Below are 12,623 nucleotides of genomic sequence, written 5' to 3' on the forward strand. Positions count from 1 at the left end.
ACCGGCCGCCCCGGCACCGCCCGGACAGCCCGCCGGCGCCGAAGCCCGGGTGCCCGCGCGCCCGGCGTCGTCCGGCCCGAATGGCCCCGCAGCCGCCGGGCCGTCCGACGCCCCGGCGCTCGAGATCACACCCGACCGGCCGCGCCGCTACGTACCGCCAGCGCCCACTCCGGAGCCGGCGGCCCCGCCCGCGGCCGCCCGGCCTGCGGAACGCAACACCTCGGAAGCCTGGTTCCAACCTGCCCGGCCGACGCCGACCTCGACCGGGCAGGACGGGTCGTCGCAGCGGCCCGACCACGGCGGGACCAGCGCCAACGGTCCCAGCGTTCCGGACGGGCCCGGACCCCAGCGCTCCTCCGCACCGCCGGCCCGACCGGTGTCGGCACCACCGTCCACCTCGACCGGGGCCGACACCGCCCCGGCCGGCGGCCTGCCGTCGGTCGACACGCCGTCTGTCACGGACGGCAGGGTTTCGGCCTGGCCGGTCTCCGCGCCGCCCGCGACCGATGAAGACCGGGTCCGTCCGGTGTCGGGATCGCCGGCCGAGGCGCCGGCATCGTGGGCGCGGACCGCGGCAGGCCCGGCTCCGGTCGACTCCTCACCCGCTCCCCCGGCATCCGTCGAGCCGACCGGCCCGGCGCAGGTCCCCGCCCCGCCGGCCCCGAACCGGGCACCGTCGGCCCCCGTGTCCGGGCCGCCGGCCCAGGTCTCCGGGCCACCGGCCCAGGTCTCCGGGCCACCGGCCCAGGTCTCCGGGCCACCGGCACCGATCTCCGCGCCGCCCGCGCGGCCCTGGGGACCCGCCGCCCCGGTCTCGGGCCCGCCGATGCAGGTCTCCGCCCCGCCGACCCCAGCCCCCGCATCGCCGGGGTGGGCCGACGAGGCGTCGACGTGGGCGAGGGCCGACGAGGCGTCGACGTGGGCCGACGAGGCGCCTGCGCCGGTGTCCGCGCCGCCCGCAGTGGTCCCGACCCGCCCGTCGGACGAGCCGATGGGGGTCCGGCCGGTTTCCGCACCGCCCTCCCCCGGCCCGGCCGACGAGCCGGCCCCGATGGCGACCACCGGCGGACCGGCGCGGGCCGCCACGCCGGCCGACGAGCCGGCCCCGGTGTCCGCTGCGCCAGCCGACGAGCCGGAGCGGACAGCCCGCGACGCGTCGACCTCCGGCACCGAAGGTGCCGTCGGCGAGCAGCCGGAACCGGTGGCGGAGGCCCGACCGGTCTCCGCGCCCCCCGGCCTGAAGCCGCCCGCGTCGGCGTTCCCCGCCGGCGACCAGGAGCCGCCGGTCGCCGGGGACGCAGCACCGACCCCGAAGCCCGTCCCGGACGGCGACCCGGAGCAGATCCTGGCCGGGTACCACTGGCGGCTCGACCCGGAGACGCTGCGCGAGGTCGTCGACGACCCCGACGAGCTGCGGACGATCCGGCGCCGGCTGACCGAGAAGCTCGGCGCGTCCCTGGACAACCGCGCCCGCGCCCGGCTGCTCAGCCTGCGCGCCGTGGTCTCCCGCCTGGTGGACGACCTGAACGACGCGCTCGCCGACGGCCGGCTCGCGCTCACCTACGCCGAGGCGACCGGCGAGCTGCGGCGGACCGCATTGGCCCGGGCGCGGTTGGCCGAGGTGCTGCGCTGGAAGGGCGAGTTCGCCGAGGCGGACCGGCTCTTCGCCGAGGCCAACTCGACGGAGCTGCCGGCCCGGCTCCGGGCGGCCCTGCATGAGCACGCCGGCCGGTCCTGCTACGACCAGGGCCGGCTGATGGAGGCCTGCGAACACTTCGAGCGGGCGCTGGGCCTGCACCGCGCCGAGGACCCGGAACTCACCGGGCGGATCCGAGTCGCACTGGACGCCGTACACGTCCGGGCGGCGGCGGGCGGCGGCTTCGGGCCGTACCCCCGGGGGGCGGAGGAGGTGCGGCGCGGGCGCCGGTCGCCGGTGCCCACCCACGACGGGGCCCTGGACCGCTGGGGGTACGCGGACGCCGAGGGCGAGCTGGCGCTCGGCTACCAGTTCGCCGCAGCCCAGCCGTTCGCCGACGGGATGGCGTGGGTACGCCGCCCCGACGCGCCGGGCTGGGAGCTGATCGACGAGAGCGGGAACCGCCTGCTCGGCCCGTCGTACGCGGCGGTGCGGCCCTTCTCCGACGGCCTGGCCTGGGTCTCACCCGAAGGCGGCACGGACTGGACGGCGATCGAGCCGGACGGCACGGAGGCGGTGCCGCCGGGCTTCGACGAGGTCCGGCCGTTCGTCGGCGGCGTGGCGGCGGTCCGCCGGGGCGGCTGGGGCGCGGTGGACCGCAACGGGCGGATGGTCGTCCGGCCGCAGTACCACGGGTTCGCCACCGCGCTGGTCGACGGTCGCCGGATCGACGGCTTCACCGCCGAAGGGCTGGCGGTGCTCGACGCGGGCGGCCGGCGGGGCGTGGTGGACCGGCGCGGGAAGTGGGTCGTCCCGCCGGAGCACCCGGCGATCGTGATCCACCCGGTGGCGTTCCTGGTGGCCGACGCCGCGGGCCGCTGGGGCGCGCTGGACCGGGGCGGCGCGCCGCTGATCGACCCGAGGCACCCGAGCCGCGACGCGGTCGTCGCCGAGCTCGACCTGCTGCTCACCGACACCCACCCGGTGCTCTGAGCCACCCACCGACGCGCCGTCCGGTGACCATGATCGGGCGGGGCTAGGGTCGGGGTATGGAATTCCGACACCTAGGCCGCTCCGGCCTGCTGGTCAGTGAGATCTCGTACGGCAACTGGATCACCCACGGCTCCCAGGTGGAGGAGGACGCGGCGCTGGCCTGCGTCCGGGCCGCCCTGGACACCGGCATCACCACCTTCGACACCGCCGACGTGTACGCGGGCACCCGCGCCGAGGAGGTGCTCGGCAAGGCCCTCGCGGGCGAGCGCCGGGAAGGCGTCGAGGTGTTCACGAAGGTTTTCTGGCCGACCGGCCCGGGCCGCAACGACCGGGGCCTGTCCCGCAAGCACATCATGGAGTCGATCAACGGCTCGCTGCGCCGGCTGCGCACCGACTACGTGGACCTCTACCAGGCCCACCGCTACGACTACAGCACGCCGCTGGAGGAGACGATGGAGGCCTTCGCCGACATCGTGCACGCCGGCAAGGCGCACTACATCGGCGTCTCCGAGTGGAAGGCGTCGCAGCTGCGGGAGGCCCACAAGCTCGCCCGCGAGCTGCGCATCCCGCTGGTCTCCAACCAGCCGCAGTACTCGATGCTGTGGCGGGTCATCGAGACCGAGGTGGTCCCGGCCAGCGAGGAGCTGGGCATCGGCCAGATCGTCTGGTCGCCGATGGCGCAGGGTGTGCTCTCCGGCAAGTACCAGCCGGGTCAGCCGCCGCCGGCCGGCTCCCGGGCCACCGACGAGAAGTCCGGCGCCGGGTTCATCGCCCAGTGGCTGACCGACGAGGTGCTGACCCGGGTGCAGCGGCTCAAGCCGCTGGCCGAGCAGGCCGGGCTGACCATGCCGCAGCTCGCCATCGCCTGGGTGCTGCAGAACCCGAACGTCTCCTCGGCGATCGTCGGGGCGTCCCGCCCGGAGCAGGTGCACGACAACGTCAAGGCCGCCGGCGTGAAGCTCGAGGCGGACCTGATGAAGGCGATCGACGAGATCGTCGAGCCGGTCACCGAGCGCGACGCGGCGAAGACCGAGAGCCCGGCCCAGCGGCCGTGACGCTTCCCCGGGCCGGCGCGGCGTCCGCGCCGGCCCGGGCCCTTTCCGGGGTACGCCGAGCCTGACGCGCCCCGCCGCTGCGCGGCGGCTCCCGGTAACCCGTGACCCGTGAACGTGGCCCGGCGCGGTCCGGGCGGAGACGTTCGACCGCTACAAGCTTGATGACGTGGACGAATCAGTAGCCGACCGATTCGTCCACGTCATCAAGTTCGTAGCGTCCGGGGACCCGCCCCGTCGGCGCGACGCGCGCCACGTCCGGCGGGGTTCAGCCCTGCCAGAAGCGGATCAGGTCGAGGCCGGCGGCGTAGAGCCAGGACGGCAGGCCCAGCGCGTCGCCGACCGCGAAGACGGCGCCGAAGAACCAGCCGCCGATGCGCGGGTTCCACAGCAGCGCGAAGAGCAGGATGAAGCCGTACGGCGCGAACAGGTCGTACATCCGGCGCCACTGCGGGTTCAGCCAGGGCTGGATCATGTTGCCGCCGTCCAGGCCCGGCACCGGGAGCAGGTTGAGCACGCTCGCGGTGAGCTGGAGGAACGCCAGCAGCGCCACCCCGGCCCAGAACTCGACCGGGCCGCCCACCCCGATGCCGACCCGCAGCACCGCGACCAGCACCAGCGTGAACAGCACGTTGGTGGCCGGGCCGGCGAGGCTGACCAGGGTGTGCCGCAGCCGACCCGGGATGGCGTGCCGGTCCACCCAGACCGCACCACCGGGCAGGCCGATGCCGCCGAGCAGCACCACCACCACCGGCAGCACGATCGACAGCAGCGGGTGGGTGTACTTGAACGGGTTGAGCGTCAGGTAGCCGCGGTGCGCGATGTCCCGGTCGCCGGCCCGGAACGCGACCACCGCGTGCGCGTACTCGTGCAGGCAGAGCGAGACCAGCCAGCCCGAGACGACGAAGAGGAAGACGTCGAAGCGGACGCTGCCGAACCGGTTCCAGGCCATCACCCCGCTGGCCGCGAAGAGCGCCACCAGGGCGAGGAAGACCGGGCTGGGCCGGAACGCCGCCCGGGGCACACCGAGCACGAGCGGTTCGCCCGGGCGGTCGTAGGCCATCACTCCGCCGTCGGCAGCAGGCTCATCCGGTACTCCACCCGGTCGTCCTCGACGAGCGCGACCGAGGTGACGCCGGACGCCGCGAGCTCCCGCCAGGTTTGGCCGATCCAGGACTCGGCGTCCGCCTGGCTGCCGAACGTCTCCGCCGGTCCGTCGACCGTCGCGCCGTCCGTGCCCTCGTACCGCCAGCTCCACGCCATGCCGCGTCTCCCCTCGCCGCTCACCGTCCCCCGGGGACGGAACCTCCGCAAGCGTAGTCGGCCGCCCGCCGAACGGCCCGACCCTCGCCCCGGGTGATCACCTCCGTGGGTCCCGGCCGGTACGGTGACGCGGTGCTGACTCGAGGTGTGTTGCTCGGTGACCGGTACCGGCTGAGCGAACGGGTGGCCACCGGCGGCATGGGCGCGGTCTGGCGGTGCGTCGACACCCTGCTCGAACGCGAGGTGGCGGTGAAGGTGATGCTGCCCGAGTTGCTGGAGGACCCGGAGTTCAGCACCCGGTTCCACGCCGAGGCCCGGATGCTGGCGGCGCTGCGGCACCCCGGGATCGTCGCGGTGCACGACTTCGGCACGGCGACGCTCGCCGACGGCAGCCGGGTCAGCTACCTGGTGATGGCGTACGTCGACGGGGAACCGCTCTCCGCCTGGGTACGTCGGGCCGGTCGGCTCGACCCGGCCTCGACCATGTCGGTGGTGGCGCAGGCCGCCGGGGCGCTGCACGCCGCGCACCTCGCCGGCATCGTGCACCGGGACGTGAAGCCGGCCAACCTGCTGGTCGGGCGGGACGGCAGCGTGGTGCTGGTGGACTTCGGCATCGCCCGGTCCACCGCCACGGCCGGCATCACCGCGGCGCACATGGTGCTCGGCACCGCGTCGTACATGTCGCCGGAGCAGGCCATCGGCCAGCCGGTCTCGCCGGCCACCGACACGTACGCGCTCGGCGCGCTGGCCTACTTCTGCCTGGCCGGGCGGCCACCGTTCGCCGGCGACAACCCGTTGCAGGTGGCGCTGCGGCACGCCCAGGACGCCCCGCCGCCGCTGCCGCCGGACACCCCGCCCGCGGTCGCGGCGGTGGTCGAACGGGCCCTGGCCAAGCGGCCGGCCGACCGCTGGCCGAGCGCCCAGGCGTTCGCGGAGGCGGCCCTGGACGCCCGGGACGCCACCCTGGCCGTCCTCCCCGCGCCGCCCCGCCCGCCCTGGGCGCTGGGCGGCCCGCAGGCCGTCCCGGCCCCCGTGGGCACCCCCACGGGGGGTCGGAGCACCGGCGGGGGCATCCCCACGGGCGGTGCGAACACCGGCGGGGACACCCCGACGGGCGGCGGGGACACCCCGACGGGCGGCGGGGGCACCCCGACGGGCGGCGGGGGCACCGGCACGGGCGGTGTCGCCCCTACCCGCGAGGACCAGGCCGGGCCGTCCGCCCGGCGCCGGCTCGCCCTGGTTGCCGTGGGCGGGGTGGTCGCCGCGCTGGCCGTCGCGGGCGGCGCGCTGGCCGCGTTCGGCCCGGATGAACCGGCCGCCGGCCGGGGGCCGGAGCTGACCGCCGAGTCTGCGGTCCCCGCGCCGGCGGTGCCGAGCCCGGGCGTCACCCGGGCCGGCGGGCGACCGCGGCCCACCGGGAGCCCCACCGGCTCCCGCCCGCCGTCGGCCCCCGCCGACGGCCCCGCACCGGCAGCCACCCGACCGGTCGCCGGGCCGACCGGCACCGCCGCGGCGACCGCCGACCCGGTCCCGGGCGCGACCACCACCACCGCGCCCGCGCCGGGCGCGACGACCACCCGGCCGGCCACGCCCAACCCGTACACCGCGGGTCAGGTCTGCGGCAGCGGGTACCAGGTGATCGACTCGGCGACGCTGACCGCGGGCGGCACCCGGCAGGGGCGGGTGTACCTGCTGTGGAACGAGGCGGCGAAGGCCAACTGCGTGGTCACGCTCAAGGAGACGGCGGTCGGCGAGCCGACGGCCGCCTCGGCGTACCTGGAGGTGCAGGGCAGGGCCCGGGAGACCGACAGCGGCCCGTTCGAGTACTACGCCGGGCCGGTCCGTGCCGGTGCGGCGGGGGCCTGCGTGCGGTGGGGCGGGTCGACCGGCGGCGCCAGCTACGGCAGCGCTTTCGAACACTGCGCCTGAGCGCGGGCCGGCGGGCGGGGCCGCGCCGGGCGGCTTTAAGGTACGGACATGTCCGTTGACGGGTGGAACACGGTCCTGGTGCTCGGCGGTACCCGCTCGGGCAAGTCGGAGTTCGCCGAGTCCCTGGTGGCCGACGCCCCCACGGTGCGCTACGTGGCCACCGCGGCGGACGCCGACCCGGAGGACACCGAGTGGGCGGCCCGCCTCGCCGCGCACCGGGAGCGGCGACCGGGCAGCTGGACCACCGAGGAGACCGCGGACGACCCGCGCCGGCTGGCCGACGTGCTCGCCTCCGCCGGCCCGAACGAGACGCTGCTCGTGGACGACCTGGGCGGCTGGGTGACCGTGCTGCTCGACCCGGCCCACCAGCCGGCCGACGATGTCGCCACCATCGCCGAGCTGGTCACCGCGGTGCGCGACAGCGAGGCCCGGATCGTGCTGGTCAGCCCCGAGGTGGGGCTGTCGCTGGTGCCGACCACTCCGCTGGGGCGGGCGTTCACCGACGCGCTCGGCGCGGCGAACCGGGCGGTCGCCGACGCCTGCGACGCGGTGGTGCTGGTGGTCGCCGGCCAGCCGGCGTGGCTCAAGCCGGCCGCCACGCCCCGCCCGGCGAGCGTGCCCGCGCAGGCCGCCCCGGCGTCGACCGACCGGCCGACCGGCCACGTCACCCTGGCGCCGGTCGGCGAGCCGGAGGCGCCGCTGCCGGACGTGCTCACCCCGACCCTGCCGCCCACCCCCGCCGCCGCCGGCGACACCAACGGCATCGCCTGGGCGGCGCCCACCATGGCGCTGCCGATGGTCGCGACCGGCCTGGTCATCCAGCCCGGCATGGAACTGCCCATGCCCGACGAGTACGCCGGCCCGCAGGCGATCGACCGGCTCGCCACCCTGGACGTGCCGGGCGCCGGCTTCGGGGTGCTGGAGCGGGTCGTCGGCTTCGCCGCCGCCACCCAGGGCACGGCCACCCCGAAGCCGTGGCAGACCGTACGGGTGCTGCTGCTGCACGGCGACCACACCGGCGGCGCGGCCGCCGGCGCCATCGCCGGGGAGTCGTCCCGCCGGGCCCGGCAGGCCCGCGCCGGCCGGGGCGCGCTGGCCCGGCTGGCCGCCGAGAGCGGGGCCAGCCTCCAGGTGGTGGACACCCCGTCGTCGGCGCCGATGGAGCAGGAGCCGGCGCTGGCCGGGGCGGCCGTCGAGTCGGCGCTGCGGTACGGCTGGCGGCTGGCCGAGGAGGCCGCCGACGCGGGCGTACAGCTGCTGGTGCTGGGGGCGTGCGGGGCCGGCACCGAGGCGGCCGCCGCCGCGGTGCTCGCGGCCACCGCGGGCGCCGAGGCTCCGGCGGTGCTCGGCCGGGTGCACACCCCCGACGGGGAGATCGACGACGCGGCGTGGATGCTCCGCTGCGCCGCGGTCCGGGACGCGCTGCACCGCACCCGGCGGTCCCCGCGCGACGCCAAGGACGTACTGGCCGAGCTGGGCGGCGGCGACATCGCGGTGGCGACGGGCGTGCTGCTCGGCGCGACCGCCCGCCGGGTGCCGGTGCTGCTCGACGGCCCGGTCGGCGTGGCCGCCGGGATGATCAGCCGGGATCTGGCCGGGCAGGCCCGGCACTGGTGCCTGCTGGCCGACCACGGCGGTCACCCGGCCGTCCGGCTCGCCGCCGACGTGCTCGGCCTGACCCCCCTGCTCGACCTGCGGCTGGACCTCGGCGAGGGGGCGAACGCGCTGACCGCGCTGCCGCTGCTGCGCTCGGTGCTGGCGCTGGCCGCCGCGCTGCCGGAGCACCCGCGCCTCGGCGGCGGGGACGACGAGGAGCCCGACTTCACCGAGCCCGAGCCCGCCGGCCCGGGGCCGACCAGCACCGAGCCCGAGCCGGACTTCACCGAGCCCGAGCCGGCCGGCCCGGGGCCGGCCACGACCGGGCCGGAGCGCGACCCGTCCGGCTGGCGTGCCGGCTGACCGGGGCCGCCTCGACGGCCTGCGGCTGGCGCTGACCACCTTCACCACCCTGCCGGTGCGCGCCGGCCGGATCGACCGGGCCACCGCCGGCACCGCGATGGCGCTCGCCCCGCTGGTCGGCGCGTTGCTCGGCGCGGCGCTCGCCGGGGTGCTGCTGCTGCTCACCCCGCTGGCTCCCCCGCTGGTCGCGGCCGGGGTGACGGTGGGCTGCGCCGCGCTGGCCACCCGGGGGCTGCACCTGGACGGGCTGGCCGACACCGTGGACGCGCTGGGATCGTACCGGCGGGGGGCGGCGGCGCTGGAGATCATGAAGAAGCCGGACGTCGGGCCGTTCGGGGTGGCGGCGCTGGTGGTCGTACTCCTGCTCCAGGCGGCGTGCCTCGCGGAGCTGGCCGGGCGGTCCTGGCCGGCGGCGCTCGCGGCCGTGGTCGCCGCGACGGCGGCGGGGCGGCTCGGGGTGGCCTTCGCCTGCCGGCGCGGGGTGCCCGCGGCCCGGCCGGAGGGGCTGGGCGCGCTGGTCGCCGGGACCGTCGGGCCGGTCGCGTTGGTGGCGGGCACGGCCGCCGTCGCGCTGGCGGCGGTGCCGGCCGTGCCGGGCCGTCCGTGGCAGGGGCCGCTGGCCGTGGTGGCCGCGCTCGCCGTCGCGGTCGGGCTGCTCCGCCACGTGGTACGCCGGCTCGGCGGCATCACCGGCGACGTGCTCGGCGCCGGCGTGGAGCTGGTCACCACGCTGGTCTACCTGGGACTGGTGCTGTCCGGCTGAAGGCGGTACGCCGCGCCGGGTAGCGTTTGCCCCGACAGCACCGGCACGGCCTTCCGGGGGACGACTTGCTCATCACGGACGACTTCCTGCCCGTACCGGTCCCGGAGTCGCTGAGCGCGACCTACCTGGTGCCGATGGCGGGACTCCCCCGGGTGAGCCCGAAGACGGCGGTGCAGGCCCTGGAGGGGCGGCTGGCCGACCCGGTGCACGGGCTGGCGAAGCAGATGCTGGACAGCCCGCTGATGTCCGTGGACACCCGCTCGATCGACGAGTTCCCGGAGCTGCCGACGGACCTGCTCACCGCGTTCGGCGCCACCGAGGCGCAGCTCGGTCGACTGGCGGCGGCGAGCCACCTGGTGGTGGTGCAGGCCGAGTACCGGCCGGGCTGGCCGCCGGCGCACGAGTGGGCGGCCCGGGCGGTGGCGGCGGCGATCGCCGAGTCCGTCGACGGCGACGTGGTGGACGTCTTCGGCCTGCAATTCCTCGACCCGGCGACCGCGCTGCGTTCGCTGCCCGACGCCAACGGCCGGGTCCGCCTGGTCGACTGGGTACTGGTGCCCTACTCGTCCGACGCGGAGGGGCTCTGGTTCACCACCAAGGGGCTGCGCCGGTTCGGGCTGCTGGAGTTGCAGACCCAGGGCGTGCCGGACCACCTCACCCGGGCCTGGGGCGCGGTGATGACCGGGGCGGCCCGGCGGCTGCTGCGGGACTGGACTGACGGGCTGGCCGGCGAGGAGGTGCCGGCGTTCGTGCAGCTACCGGTGCTGGCCACGGTGACCGGGCACGACATCGCGGTGGCGTACGGCAACCCGGAGCAGCACGGCGCGACCGCCCCGGTGCTGCTCCGGCTGGAGTTGGACCCGGCCACCGACCCGGAGGCCGACTCGTTCCTCAGCCTGCGCCCGCCGCCCGGGCACCCGGGGCCGGACGGGAAGTACTACGCGGCGGCCTGCGCGACGCTCTTCGCCGGCATCCAGCCGGACGTCCGCTACGCCCGCGCGGGTGACGCGATGAGCCGGGCGATCGCCACCGCCCGGGAGAGCCTGCCGGACGTCCGGGCCCGGTTCCTCGCCGACGCGCTGCCGCCGGAGTCGCAGCTGGTCGTCAAGTACGGCCTGCCCGGCGACGAGGGCCCGGAGTTCGTGTGGGCGGGGGTGACCTCGTGGGATGCGCCGGAGCGGATCGTCGGGGCCAGCGCCAGCGACGCCAGCACCGACCCGACCGTCCGGATCGGCTCTCCGGTGGTGGTCGAGACGGCGGACGTCGTCGACTGGGCCCTGCTGGACGGCACCGGCGTCATCGAGGGCGGCTGGACCCAGGCCGTCCTCGACGCCGGCGAACGCCCCACCCCCTGACCCCGGTCAGCCCTTCACGGAAGGCTGGACGAAGGGGGGACGGGTGACGCGCATCTGGGCGCGACGGCCGCGGATGTCCACCTCGACCAGATCGCCGTCGGCGAGCTTCGGGTCGGTGCGGAGCAGGGCGAGGGCGATGCCCTGCTTCCGGGTCGGGCTGAAGGTGCCGCTGGTGATCGTGCCGACCTCGGCGTCGCCCGCGTACACGGTCATGCCGGCGCGCGGGATGGCCCGGTCGACGGCCTCCAGGCCGCGCAGCGTACGGGCGGGGCCGGCGGCCTTCTCGGCGAGCAGCGCGTCGCGGCCCCAGAAGGCCGGCTTGTCCCAGCCGACCGCCCAGCCGGAGCGGGCCTGCACCGGGGTGATCTCCAGCGACAGGTCCTGCCCGTGCAGCGGGTAGCCCATCTCGGTGCGCAGGGTGTCCCGGGCGCCCAGCCCACAGGCCCGCAGCTCGAAGCCGGCCGCGAAGAGGGCGTCCCAGACGGCCACCGCGTGCTCCGCCGGCACCACCAGCTCGTAGCCCAGCTCGCCGGTGTAACCGGTGCGGCACACGGTCAGCTCGGTGCCGGCCAGGGTGGCGGTGGAGAAGCTCATGTAGCCGTGCTCGGTGGGCAGGCTCAGGGCGGACAGCAGTTCCGCCGAGCGGGGGCCCTGCACGGCCAGCACCGCGTACGCCTCGTGCTCGTCGGTGACCTCGATCCCGGCCGGCGCGGCGGCGCGCAGCCGGCGCACCACCTCGGCGGTGTTCGCGGCGTTCGGGATGAGGAAGACGTGGTCGTCGGCGTGCAGGTAGGCGATGATGTCGTCCACCACGCCGCCGGTCGCGTCGTCGCAGCAGAGCGTGTACTGCGCCCGGCCGGGGCCGATCCTGGCCAGGTCGTTGCTGAGGCAGGCGTTGACGAATTCCGCCGCGCCGGGCCCGGTGACCCGCGCCTTGCCCAGGTGCGAGACGTCGAAGACGCCCACCGCGGTACGCACCGCGGTGTGCTCCTTGAGCACGCCGCCGCCCGCGTACTCCAGGGGCATCTCCCAGCCCCCGAAGGGGGCGAACTTGGCGCCGAGAGCGGTGTGCCGCTCGTGCAGCGGGGAACGGCGCAGCCGGGTCTCGGCGGCGTCCGGGGTCACGTCCGTCATGGGTGGCAACTTACCGGGGACCGCGCCGCTGGTTAGCATCGGCGGGACCCGTCATCAACATCGGCGGGACGCACCCGCGCTCCGGCGGGTAGGTTGCCGCCGGAGACCATCACCGCCGGTACGCGACGACGCGGCCGGCCCGGCCCGCCCGGAGTAGCTTCAGTGACATCGCCCAGCACCACCCTGAGCCTGGTCGACACCGACCCCGCAGAGCTCGCCGTCGACGCCATCGTGATCGGCGTGCACAGCCTGTCCGGAGAGCAGGCCGCCACCAGCGGCCTCGCCGGCATCCTGCTGCTGGCCAGCGGCGCGGAGAGCATCGCCGCCGCCTTCGACGGCAAGCTGACCGAGACGCTGGCGCTGCTCGGCGCAACCGGCGCACCGGGCGAGGTGATCAAGCTGGCCACGCTGGGCACGGTGACCGCGCCGATCGTCGCCGTGGTCGGGCTCGGCCCGGAGCCGACCGGCGCCGCCCCCGCCCCGGAGACGCTGCGCCGTGCCGCCGGCGCGGCCGTCCGCGCGCTGGCCGGCGCGCCCCG

9 protein-coding genes and 1 pseudogene are annotated in these 12,623 nt (G+C 76.7%); 7 read left to right on the plus strand and 3 right to left on the minus strand.

The window, feature by feature from the left end; all coding sequences use genetic code 11:
- The first annotated feature begins 685 nt into the window (after positions 1–685).
- Both V6U81_RS27975 and V6U81_RS27980 read left to right on the plus strand, forming a co-directional pair.
- Complete coding sequence (locus V6U81_RS27975; RefSeq protein ID WP_334493916.1) at positions 686–2,629, plus strand: WG repeat-containing protein; 1,944 nt, start codon at positions 686–688, stop codon at positions 2,627–2,629.
- A 56-nt stretch (positions 2,630–2,685) separates the two neighbouring features.
- Positions 2,686–3,684 (plus strand): aldo/keto reductase family protein, encoded by a 999-nt coding sequence (locus tag V6U81_RS27980; protein ID WP_334493918.1) that lies wholly within the window; start codon positions 2,686–2,688, stop codon positions 3,682–3,684.
- A 265-nt stretch (positions 3,685–3,949) separates the two neighbouring features.
- Here V6U81_RS27980 and V6U81_RS27985 read toward each other — a convergent pair whose 3' ends face one another.
- Both V6U81_RS27985 and V6U81_RS27990 read right to left on the minus strand, forming a co-directional pair.
- Positions 3,950–4,744, minus strand: a complete 795-nt coding sequence (locus V6U81_RS27985; RefSeq protein ID WP_334493920.1) for a site-2 protease family protein — start codon at positions 4,742–4,744, stop codon at positions 3,950–3,952.
- Complete coding sequence (locus tag V6U81_RS27990; RefSeq protein WP_334493921.1) at positions 4,744–4,944, minus strand: hypothetical protein; 201 nt, start codon at positions 4,942–4,944, stop codon at positions 4,744–4,746. Before V6U81_RS27990 ends, V6U81_RS27985 begins: the two co-directional genes overlap by 1 nt.
- 132 nt (positions 4,945–5,076) lie before the next feature.
- Between V6U81_RS27990 and V6U81_RS29270 the strand changes: the two are divergent.
- From V6U81_RS29270 to V6U81_RS28010, 4 genes and pseudogenes are all read left to right on the plus strand, one after another.
- Positions 5,077–5,952: pseudogene (locus tag V6U81_RS29270) on the plus strand (serine/threonine-protein kinase); the annotation flags it as partial.
- Positions 5,953–6,921: 969 nt separating this feature from the next.
- Entirely contained in the window at positions 6,922–8,832 is a 1,911-nt protein-coding gene (locus tag V6U81_RS28000; protein ID WP_334493925.1) for a bifunctional adenosylcobinamide kinase/adenosylcobinamide-phosphate guanylyltransferase, read from the plus strand.
- Entirely contained in the window at positions 8,822–9,595 is a 774-nt protein-coding gene (cobS, locus tag V6U81_RS28005) for an adenosylcobinamide-GDP ribazoletransferase (RefSeq protein ID WP_334493926.1), read from the plus strand. Before V6U81_RS28000 ends, cobS begins: the two co-directional genes overlap by 11 nt.
- A 65-nt stretch (positions 9,596–9,660) precedes the next feature.
- Positions 9,661–10,950, plus strand: a complete 1,290-nt coding sequence (locus V6U81_RS28010) for a DUF2314 domain-containing protein (protein ID WP_334493928.1) — start codon at positions 9,661–9,663, stop codon at positions 10,948–10,950.
- A 6-nt stretch (positions 10,951–10,956) separates the two neighbouring features.
- Here V6U81_RS28010 and gcvT read toward each other — a convergent pair whose 3' ends face one another.
- Positions 10,957–12,084, minus strand: a complete 1,128-nt coding sequence (gcvT, locus tag V6U81_RS28015) for a glycine cleavage system aminomethyltransferase GcvT (RefSeq protein WP_334493930.1) — start codon at positions 12,082–12,084, stop codon at positions 10,957–10,959.
- Between the two features lie 162 nt (positions 12,085–12,246).
- Between gcvT and V6U81_RS28020 the strand changes: the two genes are divergently transcribed.
- Positions 12,247–12,623: M17 family peptidase N-terminal domain-containing protein (locus V6U81_RS28020; protein ID WP_334493932.1), on the plus strand; the 377-nt coding region annotated here is incomplete at its 3' end.

Source organism: Micromonospora lacuserhaii, assembly GCF_036902735.1.
Taxonomy (GTDB): Bacteria; Actinomycetota; Actinomycetes; order Mycobacteriales; family Micromonosporaceae; genus Micromonospora.